This is a genomic window from Chromatiaceae bacterium (assembly GCA_024235395.1).
Taxonomy (GTDB): Bacteria; Pseudomonadota; Gammaproteobacteria; order Chromatiales; family Chromatiaceae; genus Thiosocius.
This window is the reverse complement of sequence record JACKMK010000002.1, coordinates 385,499-405,155: the sequence shown is the minus strand read 5'-3', so window position 1 is coordinate 405,155 and position 19,657 is coordinate 385,499. Positions and strand designations below refer to the sequence as shown.

Below are 19,657 nucleotides of genomic sequence, written 5' to 3'. Positions count from 1 at the left end.
ATGCCCCTGATCATAACGTGGATTAAAGTCGTCCCAAGGCACGCCGTTAATGCACGTCAGGGGCGGTGAACACCGGTTTCAGCCGGGACCCGGGTCATTCCGACTTCAAAGGCCAAAGATCATGCAACTGTTCGGCAAACGTGGCGGCGCGCGGGAAATGGACCAACTGCGCGAGAGGGTGACGACGCTGGAGGCGGAACTGGCAGCGGCACGCGCGGACCTGGTCGCGGCCGAGCAGCAAAACGCGGCGCACGCGGCACTCGAAGGCCGACGAGAGGGCCAGCTCAATGAGCTGATGACGCTGCAGAACGGTTCACTGAAGAGCGCACTTTCCGATATCCAGGGCGCGTTGGCGGGGTCCGTCGAATCGGTCAAATCGACCCTCGAATGCGCCGACACCATCCGCAAGGACTTCGCGCTGTTGGCAGGAAACAGCGATCAGATATCCCAAGAGTTGACCGGTTTGGCGAGCCTGTCGGTCGAATCCGGCACTTCGGTGCAGGAGATGACCACAAGGGCCGGCCAGATCAGCAGCGTGCTGTCCCTGATTCGCGGGATCGCCGAGCAGACCAATCTTCTGGCGCTGAACGCGGCCATCGAAGCGGCGCGCGCCGGCGAGCACGGGCGTGGGTTCGCGGTGGTTGCCGACGAGGTCCGCAGCCTCGCCGACCGCACGCAGAAGGCGATCGTCGAGACGGACGGCGTGATACAGGAGCTGCAACATAACGTGGGCCGAGTCGGCAAAGCATTCGACAACCTGGTGCAGCGCGCCGAATCGCTCGACGCCGAGGCCACTGAATTCAAGGGCCGCCTGGACGGCATGTATCGCTACGTGACGGGGTCTTTTTCCAACATCGGCAAGATGGCGGACAGCGTGTTCGTCAGCCTGGCAAAGCTCGATCACGTCGTATGGAAGGTCAATACCTACCTTTCGGTGAACCAGCGCGAACCGGTCTTTCAGTTCGTCAACCACCATAACTGCCGTCTCGGCAAATGGTATTACGAGGGCGAAGGCAAGGAGTTCTTCTCGTCGTCGCGCCACTACGCCGGGCTGGAGACGCCGCACGAGAAGGTACATGCCAGCACCAAGGACGTGTTTGCGCTGATCGACAACGCGGAGCTCGACTACGCGGCATTGATGAAAGCCATCCAGGCGATGGAGACCGCCAGCGTCGATGTGTTCCGTCATCTCGACCAGATCCGCGACGACAGCGAGCGCTGGGATTGGGAAGACGAACGGCCTTCGGGAAATTGAAGCCGCCCCGGACAAAGACACACCTGAAACAGCGCTGACCCGACGATCTGGCGATCACGCTGTCGTTGCCGCACAGATGGACCCTGCGGCACCTTTCCAGAGCCGCTTGGAAGCCACACACCTGCGAAGAGCATGTTATGGACCTGATGAGAAATGTCACGATCCGCTTTCGTGTGATAGTCGGCTTCCTGGTGTCTTTCGTGCTGCTCGCGACGGTCGCGGGGATGCAGTACCTGAGCTTTCACGGCGTCAACGAGACGATTCAGGACGTCGTTGAAGTCCGGCAGCCGCGTGCGCTGGCGATGAAGGACATCAATACCAAGCTGCGTGCCGCGGCGAGCCAGCTGGGGTTCTTTGCGTCGACCGGCGAACTCGAGCTTGCGCAGGCATTCTCCAAACTTACGGTTTCCGCGGTGCACAGTATCGAGTCGGACGAAACGCTCTCGACAGGCAATCCGGAAACCCTGTCTGTACTGCGCGGACTGTCTGCGGACATCTCCAGGTTTCAGACGTTGGGCGATCAGATCATCAAGCTCGGATCAGACCAGGAGGCCAACTATCCGGGTGTGGCCTACGCGAATGCCCACATCAACCCGGTGACGTTGCGCATGACGCAACAAGCCGCCGAGATGTTGCGTTCCGAGATTGCCGACGGGGAAGCCGATGACACACAGGCCGAACGCCTGGGCGTCTATTCGGACCTGCGCGACGCGCTGAGCAACCTGATGCGCGGCCTGCGCGGGTACCTGGCGTTTCGCGCCGAGGGGCAGAAACAGAACACCTTGCTGTACATGACGCGTACGCACGAGCTGCTCGAACAGATCGGTGGCTGGCCCAGCAAGCTGACGTTCGAGCAAGAGGAATACCTGTCGAGCCTGCTCAAGGATGCCGAAGGGCTGGATCGCGACGTCTCGAAGCTACTCGAGATTCACGGCTCGGAGCGCTGGCGCACCGATGCCTGGTTGCTGCGGCACGATGTGCTGCCGCTGCTGAACGGGATAGAGGCACGTCTCGATGAACTGGTCGACGCGGAGGAACGTCAGACGGCGGGCGCCAGCCAGGCGATGCTCGAAGACGCGGAAGATGCGACACACCTGTCGACCCTGGTGGCCGCGATCGGCCTGCTCGCCGGCATCGTCATCGCGGTATTGATCACGCGCTCGATTGCGATGCCGATATGCGCGGCGAGCAACGCCATGGCCAAGGTCGCAGACGGTGAAGGCGACCTGACGCGACGCCTGGCAGAGACCGGCCGCGACGAACTCAGCACGCTGGCCGGCGGCTTCAACAAATTCGTCGCCTACATACAAGAGGTGATCAGCCAGACCGCCCGCACGACCAGTGGGGTGATCGGCAGTGTCGCTTCCACCAACGACGCAATCAGCCGTATCGCAGAACGTATAGGCCGGCAGCAGAAGGAAACCGACCAGGTTGCCACGGCGATCACCGAGATGTCGGCATCGGTCGCCGAGGTCGCGCAGAGCGCCACGCATGCCGACGAGGCCGCAAAGACGGCTTTCGAGCGGGCCAGCAACGGGAAGAGAATCGTCAATCAGGCGGCCGACGGGATCGAGAACCTTGCCGGCCGCCTGACAGGCGCCTCCGAACTCATGCAACGCCTGGACACGGACGCGCAATCCATTCGCGGCGTGATCGACGTGATTCGCAGCATCGCCGAGCAGACCAACCTGTTGGCGCTCAACGCGGCGATCGAAGCGGCACGCGCGGGTGAGAGCGGCCGCGGTTTCGCGGTGGTGGCCGACGAGGTTCGGACACTCGCCAACCGCACCCATCAGTCGACCGAAGAGATCAGCGACATGATCGCCCGGCTCGGCAGCAGCGCCACCGAGGCCGTTCATCTGATGACCGAAGGCCGCGATATGGCGGAGTCGAACACCAACCAGGCGCGCGAAGCGATCGGGGCGCTCAGCGGGATCGAAGATGCCGTGAGGACGATCAGCGAGCTCAACGAGCAGATCGCCACCGCGGTCGAGCAGCAGCGCGCGGTGGCGGAAAACATTCACTCCGCGGTCCACCAGGTCAACGCAGCCGGCAGGGACAACACCGAAGAGGCCGCGCACGTCCGCGAAGCGGCCGTTCAGCTGGGCGATCAGATCGCCGACCTGCAGAAGCTGGTCAGCCGATTCAAGATCGACAGCGCAGAGCTCGATTTCGAAAAGGCGAAGAGCGCTCACCTCGCTTGGCGCGCAAGGGTACGCAACTTCCTGGATGGCAAGGGTTCATTGCAGGCCCAGGAGGTCGTCTCGCATCGCGAGTGTGTACTCGGCAAGTGGTACTACGGCGAAGGGCTGAGGAAGTACGGCAACCTGCCGGAGATGCGCAAGATCGAAGCACCGCACGAGCGTCTGCATGCGCTGATCGGAGAGATCATCGACTGCCAGCACCACCACGACGACGCGGGGGCCGAACAGCGCTTCGGCGAGCTGGCGACGCTGTCCAACGAGATCGTGGGCCAGCTCGACCGGTTGGAATCGCAGATCACTTCCGACCCCGGACGGCAGTCGACCGCCTGAATACCGGCGGCGCGGCACCCTTCAGAATAGCGCCAACTCCCCGCGATCGAGCAGACCGCTGGTGTGTGTCGGGCCGAGACCTACTCGAACGGATGCCGCAGCACGATCGTCTCGTCGCGATCCGGCCCAGTCGAGATGATGTCGACCGGTGTCTCACACAGCTCTTCGACCTTGCGCAGGTAGCTGCGCGCGGCTTCGGGCAGCGCGTCGCGCGACTTCGCGCCGACGGTCGACTCCTTCCAGCCCGGCACTTCGATGAACACCGGCTCGCACTGCGCAAACCGGTCCGCACCGACCGGTGGCGTGTCGACCTCGCGACCATCGAGCTTGTAGGCGACGCAGATCTTGACCGTGTCGAGTCCGTCGAGCACGTCCAGCTTGGTGATACACATCCCGGTCACGCTGTTGATCTGCAGTGAACGCCTGAGCGCGACCGTGTCGAGCCAGCCGCAACGACGCTTGCGACCGGTGGTCGCGCCAAACTCGTGACCCTTCTCGCCGAGGTGATCACCGGCGTCGTCGAACAGTTCGGTCGGAAACGGACCGGCACCGACACGCGTCGTGTACGCCTTGACGATGCCCAGTACGTAGTCGAAATCACGCGGACCGACTCCGCTGCCGGTCGCGGCGCCACCCGCCGTGGTGTTCGACGAGGTGACATAGGGGTAGGTACCGTGGTCGATGTCCAGCAAGGCGCCCTGCGCACCTTCGAACATCACGCTGCGGCCCTGGCGACGCAGACGGTGCAGGGTGCCGGGCACGTCTTCGATCATCGGACGGATCTGCTCGGCCTGCGCAAGCGCCTCGTCCAGCACCTTCTGATAATCGACCGTCTCGTACTTGAAATAGTGCTCGAGCGCGAAGTTGTGATACTCCATCACCTCACGCAGACGCTCCTTGAAGTGCTCCGGGTCGAGCATCTCGCCGAGCCGGATACCGCGCCGCGATACCTTGTCCTCGTAGCAAGGACCGATGCCGCGCCCGGTCGTGCCGATCGCCTTGCTGCCACGCGCCGCTTCACGCGCCTGATCGAGCGTGATGTGATACGGCAGGATCACCGGACACGACTCGCTGATGCCCATGCGAGCGCGAGCGTCGACACCGCCGGCTTCGAGCATGTCGATCTCTTCGAGCAACGCGCTCGGTGACAGCACCACACCGTTGCCGATCAGGCAGCGGACGTTGTCACGCAGGATGCCGGACGGAATCAGGTGCAGCACCGTCTTGCGGCCCTGAATCACCAGCGTGTGACCGGCGTTGTGGCCACCCTGGAAGCGCACCACGGCGTCGGCCTTGTCGGTCAGCAGATCGACGACCTTGCCCTTGCCCTCGTCGCCCCACTGGGTGCCAATGACAACTACATTCCTGCCCATTACATGATCTCTTCTCGGTTCGCGGCTAGAGCGGGACGACGTCCCAACCCCCGGCCTGTTTCACTAAACGGTATGCACAGCCCATCTGCGCCGCATCGCCGGCCTGCCCTGGCAGTTCGCGGATCACCACGCGACCCTCGGCACGCAGTTCGGCGATCCGTGCAGTCAGTTCCGGCGCCGGATCGGCCGGTGCCAGCACCGCGTCGACGAGCGGCCGCGGTACATGGCTGCCGAGGCGCATCAGGGTCTTGAGGTCGGCACTGAAACCGGTCGCCGGGCGCGCCCGGCCGAACACCTCGCCAATCTGATCGTAACGCCCACCGCGCGCGACCTCCTGACCCTCACCGGGCACGAAGGCCGCAAACACCACGCCCGTCTGGTAGTGGTAGGCGCGCAGTTCCGCCAGGTCGAAGTGCACCTGCAGGTCGGGTTGGAAGCGGCGCAGCTGCGCGGCGACCGCTTCGACGTAGTCGATGGCGCTGGTCACTGCCGGCGGTGCCGCTGCGAGTATCGCGCGCGCCCGCGGCAGCACCTCGTCGTCGCCGTTCAGCGTGGCCAGCGCGATCAACATGTCGCGCATTGCCGGCGGCTGGTCGAAGCCGTCGACCAGCGCCTCGATCTCAGCGCTCGCCTTGCGTTGCAGGGCATCGAACAACGCGGCCTCCTGACGCGCGCTCAGGCCGGCGGCCCTTGCCAGTTCGCGGTAGATACCGACATGACCGAGGTCCAGGTAGATCTGTTCGAGCCCGGCGACGCGCAGCGTCTCCATCATCAGGCACACGATCTCGACATCGCTCTCGACGCCGGCATGGCCGTACAGCTCGGCCCCGATCTGCAACGGACTGCGGGAACCGGAGAAACCGTCGCCCCGGGTGCGCAGCACGCTGCCGATGTAACACAAACGGGTCGGTGCGTCGTGCCGTAGCCGGTGAGCGTCGATCCGCGCCGCCTGCGGCGTGATGTCGGCACGCAGCCCGAGTTGCCGCCCGCTGACCTGGTCGGTCAGCTTGAAGGTCTGCAGGTCAAGGTCCTTGCCGGTACCGGTCAACAGCGAATCGAGGAACTCGATGAACGGCGTGATCACCAGCTGATAGCCCCAGCCGCGGTAGCAGTCGAGCAGCGCGCGCCGCAGCTGCTCGAGGGTACGCGCCTGGGCCGGCAACAGTTCGTCGATGCCCTCCGGCAACAGCCAGGTGGTGTCTTGGTTCACTCTTTATCTCACCAGGTACAGCAGCACCAGCCCGGCAAGCATCGTGAACAGGCCGCTGTTACGCAGTGTCCTGTCATCCATCTCACCGGCCAGCCGCAGCATATTGCGGAAGCTGCGCGGACTGGCGAACGGCAGAATGCCTTCCAGTACCAGCATCAATGCCAATGCCGCCCAAAGGTCCTGCCACATCGCCGCGTCCACAAAAAAGCCGGGGTCATGACCCGGCCTCGCTCGGTTGATCCAGCGGCGCGCACCGACTCCGCCGGGAAGCGCCAAACGGCGCGAATTTTCCCAGATCACCCTCACCTTGTCCATTTAACGGCGGCCCGGCCGGACGACCGGGCCGCGTCGGACGACGAGTGGGGTTACTTGCCCTCGGACTTGAAGTAGCGGAAAAACTCCGAATCCGGATCCAGCACCATCATGCTGCCACCGTCGGAAAAGACGTCCCGATAGGCTGTCAGGCTCCGCCAGAAGCTGTAGAACTCGCCGTTCTGCGCAAACGCCTTGGCGTAGATGTCGGCCGCTCCGGCGTCACCCTCACCGCGCAGGAGTTCAGCCTGGCGATAGGCATCGGCGACGATCTCGATACGCTGGCGATCGGCGTCGGCCTGTATGCGCTCGGCCGCCTCGGCGCCCTGGGCACGCAGTTCGGCGGCCACACGATGCCGTTCGGTGCGCATACGCTCGTAGATGTTTTCGCTGATGTCCTCGGAGAAGTCGATCTGCTTGACCCGCACGTCGACGATCTCGACCCCGAGGTCGGCCGCCTGTTCGTTGGCATTCCTGGCCAGCGTCGCCATGATCTCGGTGCGTTCGCCGGAGACCACCTCCTGCACGGTACGCTTGCCGAATTCGTCACGCAGCGCCGCATTGATCCGCGCCGACAGCAGGCGCGAGGTGGCGTCCGCACTGCCCCGGGTCGAACGGTAGAACTGCGCGACATCCGAGATGCGCCATTTGGCGTACGAGTTCACGACGACGAATTTCTTCTCGATCGTCAGGAAACGCTCGGGATTGGCATCCAGGGTCTGGATGCGCTTGTCGAATTTAACGACATCCTGGATCAGCGGGACCTTGAAATGCAGGCCGGGTTTGAAATCGGCATCGACGATCTCACCGAGGCGCAGCAACAACGCCAACTGCTGCTCCTGTACGACGAACAGCGATGAACTGCCGACCACCGCCAGCACGCCTATCAGCACCAGTGCGAACAAACCTTTACCGGCGTTCATTAACGTTCCCTCCGCGTGCGGTCAAAACTGCGCCGATCGCTGCTCGAACCCAAGTTGCGCGAATCGCCCGTCGAAGGCAGTGCGATGCGCGGCGATTCGGGAGCCTTGAACTCGGTCTGGCGAGTCCCCGGCTGGATCATCCGGTCGAGCGGAAGATAGGTCAGATTGCTGCCTTCCTTCACATCCAGCAACACCTTGCCGGTATTTCTCAGCACGTCCTGCATGGTCTCGAGGTACAGGCGCTCACGGGTCACCGCGGGTGCCTTTTCATACTCGCGCAGCAACGCCAGGAAACGCTGCGACTCACCCTCGGCCTCGGCGATCACGCGTGCCTTGTAGCCCTTGGCGTCTTCGACCAGTCGCGCCGCCTCACCGCGGGCACGCGGCACCACGTCGTTGGCATAGGTCTCGGCCTGATTCTGCAGGCGTTCCTTGTCCTCGCGGGCGCGGATCGCGTCGGCAAAGGCCTCGGCCACCGCTTCCGGTGCCTCGGCGCGCTGAATGTTCACGTTGGTAACGATCAGACCGGTGCGATACAGATCCAGCAGTGCCTGGGTGCCCTGCTGGACCGCGATCGCGATTGCGCTGCGGTTCTCGGTAATGATGTCATCCAGGCGGCTCTTGCCGATCACCTCGCGCAGGCTAGACTCCATCGCACCGTGGATGGTCGCACCCGGATCGGCGTCCTGGAACAGGAAGTCGGCCGCATCCTGGATGCGGAACTGCACCTCGAGCGTGACATCGGCGATGTTTTCGTCCTTGGTCAGCATCTGCGCCCGATGCTGGAACTTGTTCACCTGGTCGACGTTGACCACGTCCACGGTGTCGATGAACGGCAGCTTCAGGTGTGGTCCCGGCGCCGTGACGATGTGGTAGGCCCCAAAGCGCTTGACCACGCCGCGCTCGGCCGGCTGGACGATGTAGAACGACTCCATGCCCAGCACCACCAGCACGACCAGGCCGACGATCAGTCCGATGCCCTTCTTGCTCGCCCCGGAGCCGCCACCGCTGCTTTCGCCGTTGCCGCCGCCGCCACGCCGTTTGCCGCCGAACAGGCCACCCATCTTTTCCTGTAGCTTGCGGACCACTTCGTCGAGGTCCGGAGGACCCTGGTCACCGCCCTTGTTGCCCCAAGGGTCGCGGTTCCCGCCACCCGGTTCGTTCCAGGCCATGCAATACTCCCGTGCACTGGTTAATTCGGTCCCGAAGGATGCGTACGCGGCGATTCTACCAACAGAGCCGCACCCAGGGCATTACCCGGCCTCTCGGGCCGCTTGGACCTTGTCCCGCCAGCGTTCGACCAAAACCGGTTCGCGCTTGCACAGACGGTCGTATTCTCGACGCTGCAGAGCGACGTCCAGTTCCCAACCCCCGTCACTGGCGTGGTTTTCACTCACGATCGCCCCTTGCGCGAACAGCAGCGCACGCAGGCGCCCATCCTCGGGGCCGAGGTGCAGGTGTCCGCTGACGGTGTCGCTGCGAAACTTCAGGGTCAGCGCGCCCAGCAGCTGCTCGATCCCGGCGCCGTTCGCGGCGGACAGCCAGACCCTGGCGGGCATGCCATGCGCGTCATAATCGACATGCGGCGCCGCGTCCGGCAGCAGATCGATCTTGTTGTAGACCTCGATGCGCGGCACCTCGTGCGCACCGATCTGCGCCAGGACGTCCTCGACTTCGGCGATCTGCTGGCTGCGCTGTGTGCTGTGCGCATCGATCACGTGCAGGAGCAGGTCGGCCTCCACGGTCTCCTGCAGGGTGGACCTGAACGCCGCTACCAGTTCGTGCGGCAGGCGCGAAACGAAACCGACCGTGTCGGCCAGGATGATCGCGCCACCATCGTCGAGGTCCACACGGCGCAGTGTCGGATCGAGCGTCGCGAACAGCTGGTCCCGAGCGTACACGCCGGCCGCGGTCAGGCGGTTGAACAGCGTGGACTTACCGGCGTTGGTGTAACCGACCAGCGACACCGTCGGTACCTCGTTGCGCCGCCTCGCGCGTCGGCCCTGCTCGCGCTGGCTGTCGACGCGTGACAGGCGGCGGCCGATCTGGTCGATCCGCTGGTTGAGGAGACGGCGGTCGGTCTCGAGCTGGGTCTCGCCCGGACCGCGCAGACCGATACCTCCTTTTTGTCGCTCCAGGTGTGTCCAGCCGCGCACCAGGCGCGTCGAAAGATGCCGCAGCTGCGCCAGCTCGACCTGCAGCTTGCCCTCATGCGAGCGCGCACGTTGCGCGAAGATATCGAGGATGAGCCCGGTCCGGTCGAGGACGCGGCATTGCAGCAGTTGCTCGAGGTTGCGTTCCTGACTCGGCGACAACGGATTGTCGAAGATCACCAGTTCCGCACCCAGCTGTTCGACCTGCTGGCGCACCTCGTCGGCCTTGCCACTGCCGACATACAGGCGCGGATCCGGGACAGGGCGTTGCGCGACGATCAGCGCCAGGGGCTCTGCTCCCGCAGAACGCACGAGTTCGCGGAACTCCTGCATCGCTTCCGGATCGGGTGCACCGCCGAGGCTCACGTGGACGAGTACTGCACGCTCGCCACTGTTCGGTCGTTCAAACATCGATTTACCTTTGCCGCACGCGCAAACGAACGACCCCACGGTCTGACCGCGGGGTCATCGGATCTGCCGGATGTGCAGCGTCGGGATCAGGCGTTGCCAGGTTCCGCGTCACCTTCGCTGTCACCGTGCGCATGCTGGATGCGAACGTTGCGCGCCGGAACGACGGTCGAGATCGCGTGCTTGTAGACCATCTGACTGACGCTGTTTTTCAACAGCACGACAAACTGGTCGAACGACTCGATGGTTCCCTGGAGCTTGATTCCGTTCACCAGGAAGATCGACACCGGCACGCGCTCTTTGCGCAACGCATTGAGAAATGGGTCCTGTAGGCTTTGTCCCTTAGACATGGGGGGCTCCGTATTGTTCTGGTTTCGTTTAATTCTTTCTACGCTCAATTGTCTGGGCGCATTGGCGGCACGGCAGCCAGACCAAAGCGGTCCGCTTCACCGCGCCAAACTCCTGATTGACTAGCGACGAAACTATAGCACAGCGGCCTGCTCGGGTTTGTGAATTCATCAATGCTTACGAATGGTTAGCCGTGCCCCTGGCGCGCCACCGGACTTAGCTTCGCGTCCGCCCGGACAATGCCGCGGCAATCGACGCCATCGCCTGGCGCAACACCCCGCCGGTCTCGTCGAGCCATTCGGGCCCCGTCTCGCTGCGCAACCAGGTCATCTGCCGTTTGGCGAGCTGGCGGGTCGCTGCCTGGCCCCGTTCGACCATCTCCGTGCGAGAAAATTCCCCGCGCATCCATGCCCACACCTGGCGGTAGCCGACCGAGCGCATCGACGGCATCTCCGGATCCAGATCGCCACGTGCGACCAGACGCCTCACCTCGTCGAGCAGGCCCTCGTCGAGCATGCGCACGAAGCGCGCATCGATCCGCGCGTGCAGCTCGGCACGCGACGACGGGCAGCGCACCAGCTTGATTGCGCGGAACGGCATCGCCGCGCCTGCACCCCGCTGCAATTCGCTCAGCGGGCGCCCGGTCACCTCCCAGACTTCGAGCGCGCGCAGGGTGCGTTGCGGATCGTTGGGGTGGATGCGCGCCGCCGCGGCCGGGTCGACTTCGCTCAGTTTTGCATGCAGCGCCGCCAGGCCTCGTACCGCGAGTTGTTTCTCGAGGCGCGCGCGGATCGCCGGATTGGCCTGCGGCAGTTCCGAAAGGCCGTATTGCAGCGCACGGAAATACAGCATGGTGCCGCCCACCAGCAGCGGGATCCGTCCCGCGGCGGTGATCTCCCGCATCGCGCGCAGCGCGTCCTCGCGGAAACGCGCCGCCGAGTAGCTTTCGGCGGGATCACAGATGTCGACCAGGCGGTGTGGCGCACGTGCCAGCTCCGCCGGACTCGGCTTGGCGGTGCCGATATCCATGCCGCGATAGACCATCGCCGAATCGACGCTGATCAGTTCGACCGGGAATTCGTCGCGCAACGCAATCGCGAGATCGGTCTTGCCCGACGCGGTCGGGCCCATCAGCAGGATCGCCGGCGGCAACGCGTCCTGAGCGGCGTTCACCCGATCGGCATCCATTGCGCTCGGCAGCAAGGCATGCGATGCAGGAACTGACGCACCGTCCCGACCCTCAGCGACCACGCAGAAACAGGCGATCCAGACTCTGCATATCGACCTCGATCCAGGTCGGCCGCCCGTGATTGCACTGCCCGCTGCGCTCGGTGCGTTCGATATCGCGCAGCAGCGCATTCATCTCTTCCGACGTCAGGCGGCGGTTGGCGCGCACCGACGCGTGGCAGGCCATGGTCGCGAGTACCTCGTTGATCTGCTCGGCGACCCGTCGGCTGCTGCCGTGCACCGCGAGATCGGCCAACACGTCGCGCAGCAGGCGTTCCGCATCGGCATTGCGCAACAACGCCGGCAACGCGCGCACCACCAGGCTCTGTCGCCCGATGCGGTCGACCTGCATACCTAGCCCGGCAAGCGCCGTACCCTGTTCCTCGATCAGGTCCGCTTCGCGCGCGCTGACCGCCACCGTGACCGGTACCAGCAGCGGCTGACTCTTGATGCCCTCGCCCTGCAGCGCGCGCTTGAAGGCTTCGTAGGTGATCCGTTCGTGCGCCGCGTGCATGTCGACCAACACCAGGCCGTTGATGTTCTGCGCGAGCACGTACACGCCGTGCAGCTGGGCGATCGCAAACCCCAATGGGTGCTCGGACGGTTGTTCATCGGTGACACTGTGCGCCGCTCCCGCGGGTGCCGGCGCCTGCCAGTCGTAGGCCGCGCGGTAGGCGCTGCGGTGTTCCGCGACACGCAGCGGCATCGCGGCCTGGCGTGGCGGTTCGGCCACCGGCACTGAGTCCCGCCCGACGGCTGCCGGAGCCGTGACGGCCGCCAGGTCGCCTGCAGCGGCCTCGCCTTCGTTCAGCGGCTCGGCCAATGCACTATGCAGCGTACGGAACAGGAAGTCGTGGACCAGTCGGCCCTCGCGAAACCGGACCTCGTGTTTGGTCGGGTGCACATTGACATCCACCAGTGCGGGATCCAGTTCTAGAAACAACACATAGGCCGGGTGGCGACCGTGAAACAGCACGTCCTGGAATGCCTGGCGAACCGCGTGGGTCACCAGCTTGTCACGCACCATGCGGCGGTTGACGTAGAAGTGCTGCATGTCCGCCTGGCTGCGCGAGAACGTCGGCCGCGCCACCCATCCGGAGAGATGCAGGCCGGCCGCCGCGTGCTCGACATGGATCGCCGCGTCAACGAAGGTGTCGCCGAGCAGATCGGCCAGCCGGCGCGCATGGCTCGCGCGGTCGTCGGCGCGCCGGCTCGCGAACACCTCGCGGCCATTGTGATTGAGCGTGAACGCGACCTCCGGGCGCGCCAGTGCGAGCCGTCTGACCACCAGTTCGAGATGCCCGAATTCGGTCTTGTCGCTGCGCAGGAACTTGCGCCGCGCCGGGGTGTTGAAGAACAGGTCGCGCACGGTGACGACAGTGCCCGCCGGCAGTGCATGCGGACGTGGCTGTTCGTCGGGGGCCTGCATCTCCCAGGCGTGCTGCGCGCCGCGGGCACGCGATGCCAGGGTCAGGCGCGACACCGACGCGATTGCCGGCAATGCCTCGCCACGAAAGCCCATACTCGCAATCCGCTCCAGGTCTTCGAGTGCGCTCAGCTTGCTGGTCGCGTGGCGCGCGAGCGCAAGCGCCAGGTCATCGCGCTCGATACCGACACCGTCGTCGGTGATGCGGATCAACTTGATCCCGCCCTGTTCGACGTCGACCTGCACGCGCGTCGCGCCGGCGTCGAGACTGTTCTCGACCAGTTCCTTGACGACCGATGCCGGCCGCTCGACGACTTCGCCCGCGGCGATCTGGTTGACGAGTTGTACGGGGAGGGCGTGGATTCGGGCCGACATCGGCGCATTCTGCCACTGCGCCCGACCACCTGGCCACACCGTGACCGTGCGTGCGCAGCCAACAAAAAGGCCCGCATCGCGCGGGCCAAGGCCTTCCATTTGGAGTCTTGATCGGCTCAGGGTCGGATATAGCTCCACCCCTCCTCCTGGCGCTGGACCAGGTGGATCACGCCGGCCGGTACGATCTCCGCCTCGGGCATCAACTTGATTTCCTTGCCGGCCTTCTTGGACATCTTGGTCAAGGTGTTGCCACACGCCTTGAACTTCACGTTGTTGTAGCTCTGCGAGATGCTCTTCACCCGGTCGCCGGCCGGTGACTTGCCGGGCACCAGCAGCGTCAGGCCCGGGCCGTACGCGACGATCTCGATCTCGGCTTCCTCGCCCTTGTCCAGGTAGTAGTTGTTGATATTGGACGCATTGTTCAATACGAGGTTCTGCCGCTCCGGGTCGGCCTCGTCGAGATGCAACACGATACGATGCACGTCGGCGGCATTGACCGCGGACGCCAGCAACATGGCAAGGGGGATAAACAAAAACCGCATAGCTCTCTCCAGTCGGTGGTTGTACCGGGTGCCTGACCTTTGCCCCGGTTTGCCACACTGTAGACGCAGCTGATGTCGGCTTATTCCAAAGCGACGCAAATCAGGTGCCGGGAATCACCAGCACCTGACCGATACGGATATGATTGTCGCTGCTGATCGCGTTCTCCCGGCGCAGCGAGGCCAGGCTGACCTGGTAGCGTTCGGCGATCTCCGACAGGGTGTCACCCCGGGAGATCACATGCTTGACCACCGCCTTGGTGCGTTCGGCAAGCAGTGTCCCGGGCGGCGGCGCCTCGGCGAAAAACCTTTCGACGCCGTCGGCGATCGCCTTGGCGAGGCGTTCCTGGTGCCCGGGATCGCGCAGATTGTGCTCTTCGTCGGGGTTGGAGATGAACCCGGTCTCGACCAGCACGGAGGGTACGTCCGGCGATTTCAGCACCATGAAACCGGCCTGCTGCACGCGTCGGCCATGTATCTTGCCGACCTGTCGGAGCTGCTGGTACAGCTTGCCCGCCGCATCCAGGCTGGCGTGTTGGGTCGCGGACTGCGACAGATCGAGCAATACCGAGGCGAGCACGTCGTCCTTGTCGTCCAGGCTCACGCCGCCGACCAGATCGGAGGCGTTCTCCTTCTCCGCCAGCCAACGCGCGGCCTCACTGGATGCACCACGCTGCGACAGCACATAGACCGAAGATCCCCGCACGCGCTTGTCACGGAACGCATCCGCGTGAATCGACACGAACAGATCGGCGCGTTTTTCCCGGGCGAGCGCCATGCGCTTGCGCAGGCCGATGTAATAGTCGCCGGTCCGGGTCAGCTCGGCGCGCATGCCGGGGCGCGCGTCGATCGCCCGTTTCACGCGTCGCGCGATCTCCAGCGTGACGTCTTTCTCGTCGGTCCTATAGCGTCGCCCGGTCGCGCCGGGGTCGTCGCCACCATGGCCGGCGTCGACCGCGACCACCACATCGCGTGCCCGCTCGATGTCCGCCGCCGACTTGGCCACCCGCGGTTCACTGGTGGCCTCCACCGGGTACAGATCGACCACCAGGCGATGTCCATAGGTCTCGTTCGGCTTCAGTAGAAAGGTCTTGGGACGGACCGGCTGACGCAGGTCCAGTACCACGCGCAGGCCGCCGTCCGGGCGCGCTGCGTGCCGCATACGGGTGAGATACCGATCGCTCAGGCCGTTGTCGGAAAACCCTTCGGCGAGGCTCACCTGCGTGAAATCGATCACCAGCCGATCGGGTTCGTCGAGTGCGAACACCTTGTGGTCGGCCGGTCCTGTGGTATCGAACACCAGGCGGGTGTGATCGGGTGCGGTCCACAGGCGTACTCCGGCCACCTCCGCCGCAAACGATGGGCCGGCCAAAAGGATCAGCAGTAGAGAGCTGAGCAGTCGCTTCATGGGTTCAGCGTTCCGATAGCCCGGAGCCAATGCGATGAAGATAGCATATGAATTTCATATTTCCCAGTTAAAACCGTCAGATATACTACTTTCCTCGTTGACTACTAGAAGTGCTCCTCGAGCCGGCTGAGGCAGGCCCTGCCACGCTCGCCGAAGGCCTCCGGCCAGACCCGGCGCCCCTCGGGGCAGTGCTCGATATGTATCCGCAGGTCGGCGGCTGGCAGCCAGCCGGCACCGCGCTCAGGCCATTCGATCAGCAGCACCGCGTCCTCCGTGAGCATCTCGCGCAATCCCAGAAACTCCAGCTCGGCCGGGTCGGCGACCCGGTAGAGATCGAGGTGGTACACCCGCCGCTTACCAATCAGGTACGGCTCGACCAGCGTGTAGGTCGGACTCCTGACCGCACCCTGATGCCCCAGGCCGCGCAGGAAACCGCGCGTCAGCGTCGTCTTGCCGGCGCCCAGCTCCCCTTCCAGGAAGATCAGCGCCGGCCCGGTGCAGGCAGCCGCCAGGCGCGCGCCAAACGCCGCCTGCTCGGTCTCACTGCACAGGACTATCGGCCAGAAAGTCGATTCGTTCACTTCGGATTCACCAGGCGACGCAATTCGCCGATCAGGTCGCCGGCCAGCAGGCCACGCTGGCCGCCCTGCCGGGCAGCGGCATCCCCGGCCGCCGCATGCAGACAGACGCCGGATTCCGTGGCATCACGCAGTGCGAGCCCCTGGGCGAGGAGGCCGGCGATCACCCCGGTCAGCGCGTCGCCCATGCCGCCGCTGGCCATGCCCGGGTTGCCGTCGCTGCACAACGCGGGCGGTGCATCGCCTTCGCTGGCGACGACCGAACCGGCCCCCTTCAGCACCACGCTGCCGCCGAAGCGACGCTGGATCTGCAGCGCGCTCGACACGCGCTGGGCGTTGATCTCGGCGCTGCACACATCGAGCAGTGCCGCGGCCTCGCCCGGATGGGGCGTCAACACCCAGTCGCTGCGCCGCTTGCCGTACCCGGCCAACAGGCGCAGCGCGTCGGCGTCCACGACCAGCGGCCGACCGCTCTCCAGGGCGGCCTGCCAGAGCGCCCCGGCCCAGGCATCGCGGCCCAGCCCGGGACCGATCGCGACCACGCTCGACTGACGCAGCAGCGGTTGCAGTGCGGCCGCATCCTCGACCCCCTTCACCATGACCTCTGGACGGGCGGCGAGCACCGGAGCGACATGCTCCGGGCGGGTCGCCAGACTGACCAGGCCCGCACCGCAACGCAGCGCCGCTTCGGCGGCGAGCCGCGCCGCGCCGCCCATGCCATGGTTCCCACCGATCACCAGCACATGGCCGAAATGCCCCTTGTGCACATTGCGCCGACGCGTGCCGAGCAGCCCCGATTGCTTGACCCAGTCGATGCGCCGCGCGCTGGCGACGCTGCTGCCATACACCGCGGCCGGCACGCCAAGCCCGTCGAACACCACCTCGCCACAGCAATCCGGTCCATCACCCGTGAACAGGCCGATCTTCAGGCCGATGAACGTCACCGTCAGCGTGGCCCGGATCGCGATGCCGAGGACGCTGCCGTAGTCGGTGTGGAGACCGGATGGCACATCGATTGCCAGACAGGGCGCACGGTGCGCATTCAATGCCGCGACCGCCTGCGCCCAGACGCCCTCGACCGGCCGCTCCAGACCGGTACCGAAGATCGCATCGACGATCAGTTCGGCGTCGTCCGGCAGACGCTCGAACGGTTCCCAATGCCCGCCGACCCCGGCCCAGCGCTCGGCGTTGGTCAGCGCATCGCCGCGCAACCGCGCAGGGTCGCCGAGCTGCAGCACCTGCACGTCGAGTCCGGCCTCGCGGGCGAGTCGCGCGACCACGAAACCGTCACCCGCATTGTTGCCGGTCCCGGTCACCACAACCAGTCTGCGGGCCTCCGGCCAGCGCTGCACCAGGTGCCCGAACACCGCACGCCCTGCCCGTTCCATGAGCTCCAGCCCGGGGATCTGGAAGTGCTCGATCGCGATCCGATCGAATGCGCGCACCTGCTCGGCGGTATACAAGGCGCGCGGCAGGTCCGACGATGCTGGCAGAGTTCGATAACCCATGGTTTTCAACCGACTGGAGCGCGGCAACGGGAGCGGCTCGCGATAGCTCCCTAGGTTAAACCAGATCCGGCGCAGCGCGTGGACCGGCAACGATTGTCGGCAGCAACCCGCGATTGCGTGAAGTCCAACCGGCTTGTGGTTTACCTTGTCGCGCAGTGGACAGGTCAAGCGACATCGATTTCGATCACCTCGCCCGTTGCATCAAGCAATGGGGACGCGAACTCGGTTTCCAGAAAATCGGCATCAGCGACACCGATCTGGACGACGCCGAACAGCATCTGCGACGCTGGCTCGCACAGGGCTACCACGGCCAGATGGCCTACATGCAGCGGCACGGCACGCGGCGCACGCGTCCAGCCGAACTGGTACCGGGCACGCTGCGGATCATCGCGGTGCGCATGGACTACCTGCCGGACGAACCGGACCCTCGGCCATTGCTGACGCAACCGGCACAGGCTTTCGTTTCTCGCTATGCGCTCGGCCGGGACTACCACAAGGTGTTGCGCGGTCGACTGCAGAAACTCGCCGAGCGGATCGAGGGCGAGGTCGGCAGGTTCGGCTACCGTGCGTTCGTCGACTCGGCACCGGTGATGGAAAAGGCGATCGCGGCCAAGGCCGGGCTTGGCTGGATCGGCAAACACAGCAACCTGCTCGACCGCAGTGCCGGTTCGTGGTTTTTCCTTGGCGAGCTGTACACCGACCTGCCACTGCCGATCGACCGGCCGGTCGACGAGCACTGCGGCGACTGCCGGGCATGCATCGACGCCTGTCCGACAGGCGCGATCGTCGCACCGTACGAAGTCGATGCGCGGCGCTGCATCTCCTACCTGACGATCGAGTTGTCCGATTCGATCCCCGAATCACTCCGCCCGCTGCTCGGCAACCGCGTCTACGGCTGTGATGACTGCCAGCAGGTCTGCCCATGGAACCGGTTCGCGACCCCGACCGACGAGGTCGATTTCCTGCCCCGGCATGGCCTGGACAGCGCTACTCTGATCGAGCTGTTTGCGTGGAACGAGGAGGAATTCCTGGAGCGGACGACCGGCTCGGCGATCCGCCGCATCGGTTACCGGCGCTGGCTGCGCAACATCGCAGTCGCGCTCGGGAATGCGCCGCACGACGCCCGGGTGATCGGCATACTGCAGACGCGGGCGGACCACGCCGATCCCATGGTGCGCGAACACGTACGATGGGCACTGGCCCGACAGCGTGTCGGTGGCGCCTGACTGCGTTCAGTTCGACCTTGCCGCCGGCGGGCCACCATCGAGCAACGCGGCCAGCGCCTCGCGGTCACGTAGATAGATGGTGCGCCGATCGATCTCGATCAGACTTTCACCCTGCAATCGGTGCAGCTCCCGCGAAAAGGTCTCCGCGGAGATGTTGAGCGTGCTGGCCACGACCGACTTGGGCGCCGGCAATTCGACCGCGATGTGCGGGGGCGGACTGGATTCGGCCTCACGCAGCAGGTAGTTCACCGTCCGCTGCATCGCGCTGTGCAGGCAGCAGGTTTCGAGATCCTGAATCAGTTCCCGCATCAGGGCGCTCATTCCCTGCAGCATCGAGGTGGTGAAATTCGGCAACCGGGCCAGCGCATCGGCGATGACCTGGCGGGGAAAGTACCCGAGCTCCACCTGGGTCAGGGCATCGACGAACACCGGGCTGGGGATGGCGTTGAACATGATCGCCTCACCGAAGCTTTCACCCGGTCGCAGCACCCGCAATACCCGCTCATCACCGTTGCAGGACAGCATGTACAGTTTCAGACGCCCGTCGAATACCGTGTACATCCCGTCGAGCCGGTCGCCGCGTCCGATGATGCGTGCCCCCCGTGCCTCGCTGACGAGGCAGCCGCCCGCTGCCATGACCTCCAGATCCGCGGCGGCCAGGTTGCGAAAAAGCGTCTGATCCCGCAGCTGCTCGGGGTCCAGACCGATTGCGCTCGCCCCCATGATCACTCCCAATGCGTGTGCCGCCACCTCCCGGCGGGGATACCCGGCGTCCCTGAACCGCTATTCTCAATCCTGGGAACCGGGGACGACTTGACTTCGATTTGGTGACCGGCCCCCGAATATTGATTCAA

17 protein-coding genes are annotated in these 19,657 nt (G+C 65.0%); 3 read left to right on the top strand and 14 right to left on the bottom strand.

Features of this window, described 5'->3' with window-relative positions; translation table 11 throughout:
- The first annotated feature begins 49 nt into the window (after nucleotides 1–49).
- A complete protein-coding gene (locus tag H6955_09915; protein MCP5313864.1) occupies nucleotides 50–1,255 on the top strand; it encodes a CZB domain-containing protein in 1,206 nt (401 codons plus the stop codon).
- A 137-nt stretch (nucleotides 1,256–1,392) separates the two neighbouring features.
- Nucleotides 1,393–3,789, top strand: a complete 2,397-nt coding sequence (locus H6955_09910) for a CZB domain-containing protein (GenBank protein ID MCP5313863.1) — start codon at nucleotides 1,393–1,395, stop codon at nucleotides 3,787–3,789.
- A gap of 80 nt (nucleotides 3,790–3,869) precedes the next feature.
- Here the strand turns inward: H6955_09910 and H6955_09905 are convergent, their stop codons facing one another.
- The 13 genes from H6955_09905 to H6955_09845 form a co-directional block, all read right to left on the bottom strand.
- Entirely contained in the window at nucleotides 3,870–5,162 is a 1,293-nt protein-coding gene (locus H6955_09905) for an adenylosuccinate synthase (protein MCP5313862.1), read from the bottom strand.
- Between the two features lie 25 nt (nucleotides 5,163–5,187).
- On the bottom strand, nucleotides 5,188–6,372 hold the full coding sequence (locus H6955_09900) for an ATP phosphoribosyltransferase regulatory subunit (protein MCP5313861.1): 1,185 nt from the start codon (nucleotides 6,370–6,372) through the stop codon (nucleotides 5,188–5,190).
- A 3-nt stretch (nucleotides 6,373–6,375) separates the two neighbouring features.
- Nucleotides 6,376–6,561: a DUF2065 domain-containing protein gene (locus H6955_09895; GenBank protein ID MCP5313860.1), complete on the bottom strand. Its 186-nt coding sequence runs from the start codon at nucleotides 6,559–6,561 to the stop codon at nucleotides 6,376–6,378.
- 176 nt (nucleotides 6,562–6,737) lie between these two features.
- Complete coding sequence (hflC, locus tag H6955_09890; protein MCP5313859.1) at nucleotides 6,738–7,607, bottom strand: protease modulator HflC; 870 nt, start codon at nucleotides 7,605–7,607, stop codon at nucleotides 6,738–6,740.
- Complete coding sequence (hflK, locus tag H6955_09885) at nucleotides 7,607–8,779, bottom strand: FtsH protease activity modulator HflK (protein MCP5313858.1); 1,173 nt, start codon at nucleotides 8,777–8,779, stop codon at nucleotides 7,607–7,609. Before hflK ends, hflC begins: the two co-directional genes overlap by 1 nt.
- A gap of 81 nt (nucleotides 8,780–8,860) precedes the next feature.
- Nucleotides 8,861–10,171 carry a GTPase HflX gene (gene hflX / locus H6955_09880; GenBank protein ID MCP5313857.1) on the bottom strand — a complete coding sequence of 437 codons (1,311 nt, stop codon included), beginning with the start codon at nucleotides 10,169–10,171 and terminating at the stop codon, nucleotides 8,861–8,863.
- An 86-nt stretch (nucleotides 10,172–10,257) separates the two neighbouring features.
- Nucleotides 10,258–10,518 carry an RNA chaperone Hfq gene (gene hfq / locus H6955_09875; protein MCP5313856.1) on the bottom strand — a complete coding sequence of 87 codons (261 nt, stop codon included), beginning with the start codon at nucleotides 10,516–10,518 and terminating at the stop codon, nucleotides 10,258–10,260.
- Between the two features lie 214 nt (nucleotides 10,519–10,732).
- Entirely contained in the window at nucleotides 10,733–11,689 is a 957-nt protein-coding gene (gene miaA / locus H6955_09870) for a tRNA (adenosine(37)-N6)-dimethylallyltransferase MiaA (protein ID MCP5313855.1), read from the bottom strand.
- A gap of 67 nt (nucleotides 11,690–11,756) precedes the next feature.
- Nucleotides 11,757–13,544: a DNA mismatch repair endonuclease MutL gene (mutL, locus tag H6955_09865; protein MCP5313854.1), complete on the bottom strand. Its 1,788-nt coding sequence runs from the start codon at nucleotides 13,542–13,544 to the stop codon at nucleotides 11,757–11,759.
- 116 nt (nucleotides 13,545–13,660) lie between these two features.
- Nucleotides 13,661–14,086, bottom strand: coding sequence for a DsrE family protein (locus H6955_09860; GenBank protein ID MCP5313853.1), 426 nt, complete (start codon nucleotides 14,084–14,086; stop codon nucleotides 13,661–13,663).
- A 100-nt stretch (nucleotides 14,087–14,186) separates the two neighbouring features.
- Nucleotides 14,187–15,491 (bottom strand): N-acetylmuramoyl-L-alanine amidase, encoded by a 1,305-nt coding sequence (locus tag H6955_09855; GenBank protein ID MCP5313852.1) that lies wholly within the window; start codon nucleotides 15,489–15,491, stop codon nucleotides 14,187–14,189.
- Nucleotides 15,492–15,595: 104 nt separating this feature from the next.
- Nucleotides 15,596–16,048, bottom strand: coding sequence for a tRNA (adenosine(37)-N6)-threonylcarbamoyltransferase complex ATPase subunit type 1 TsaE (gene tsaE / locus H6955_09850; protein MCP5313851.1), 453 nt, complete (start codon nucleotides 16,046–16,048; stop codon nucleotides 15,596–15,598).
- A gap of 20 nt (nucleotides 16,049–16,068) precedes the next feature.
- On the bottom strand, nucleotides 16,069–17,577 hold the full coding sequence (locus H6955_09845) for an NAD(P)H-hydrate dehydratase (protein MCP5313850.1): 1,509 nt from the start codon (nucleotides 17,575–17,577) through the stop codon (nucleotides 16,069–16,071).
- Nucleotides 17,578–17,732: 155 nt separating this feature from the next.
- Here H6955_09845 and queG point away from each other — a divergent pair, with 155 nt between their 5' ends.
- The gene (gene queG / locus H6955_09840) at nucleotides 17,733–18,803 is read left to right on the top strand and encodes a tRNA epoxyqueuosine(34) reductase QueG (protein ID MCP5313849.1); all 1,071 of its coding nucleotides are present in this window, start codon (nucleotides 17,733–17,735) and stop codon (nucleotides 18,801–18,803) included.
- A 6-nt stretch (nucleotides 18,804–18,809) separates the two neighbouring features.
- Here queG and H6955_09835 read toward each other — a convergent pair whose 3' ends face one another.
- Complete coding sequence (locus H6955_09835; GenBank protein MCP5313848.1) at nucleotides 18,810–19,526, bottom strand: Crp/Fnr family transcriptional regulator; 717 nt, start codon at nucleotides 19,524–19,526, stop codon at nucleotides 18,810–18,812.
- Nucleotides 19,527–19,657: the final 131 nt, after the last annotated feature.

Excerpts from the sequence above, each read along its gene's own strand:
- H6955_09915 (MCP5313864.1), top strand. The coding sequence starts at position 50 with ATGCACGTCAGGGGCGGTGAACACCGGTTTCAGCCGGGACCCGGGTCA.
- H6955_09910 (MCP5313863.1), top strand. The coding sequence starts at position 1,393 with ATGGACCTGATGAGAAATGTCACGATCCGCTTTCGTGTGATAGTCGGC.
- H6955_09905 (MCP5313862.1), bottom strand. The coding sequence starts at position 5,162 with ATGGGCAGGAATGTAGTTGTCATTGGCACCCAGTGGGGCGACGAGGGC.
- H6955_09895 (MCP5313860.1), bottom strand. The coding sequence starts at position 6,561 with ATGTGGCAGGACCTTTGGGCGGCATTGGCATTGATGCTGGTACTGGAA.
- hflC (MCP5313859.1), bottom strand. The coding sequence starts at position 7,607 with ATGAACGCCGGTAAAGGTTTGTTCGCACTGGTGCTGATAGGCGTGCTG.
- hflK (MCP5313858.1), bottom strand. The coding sequence starts at position 8,779 with ATGGCCTGGAACGAACCGGGTGGCGGGAACCGCGACCCTTGGGGCAAC.
- hflX (MCP5313857.1), bottom strand. The coding sequence starts at position 10,171 with ATGTTTGAACGACCGAACAGTGGCGAGCGTGCAGTACTCGTCCACGTG.
- hfq (MCP5313856.1), bottom strand. The coding sequence starts at position 10,518 with ATGTCTAAGGGACAAAGCCTACAGGACCCATTTCTCAATGCGTTGCGC.
- mutL (MCP5313854.1), bottom strand. The coding sequence starts at position 13,544 with ATGTCGGCCCGAATCCACGCCCTCCCCGTACAACTCGTCAACCAGATC.
- H6955_09860 (MCP5313853.1), bottom strand. The coding sequence starts at position 14,086 with ATGCGGTTTTTGTTTATCCCCCTTGCCATGTTGCTGGCGTCCGCGGTC.
- H6955_09855 (MCP5313852.1), bottom strand. The coding sequence starts at position 15,491 with ATGAAGCGACTGCTCAGCTCTCTACTGCTGATCCTTTTGGCCGGCCCA.
- H6955_09845 (MCP5313850.1), bottom strand. The coding sequence starts at position 17,577 with ATGGGTTATCGAACTCTGCCAGCATCGTCGGACCTGCCGCGCGCCTTG.
- H6955_09835 (MCP5313848.1), bottom strand. The coding sequence starts at position 19,526 with ATGGGGGCGAGCGCAATCGGTCTGGACCCCGAGCAGCTGCGGGATCAG.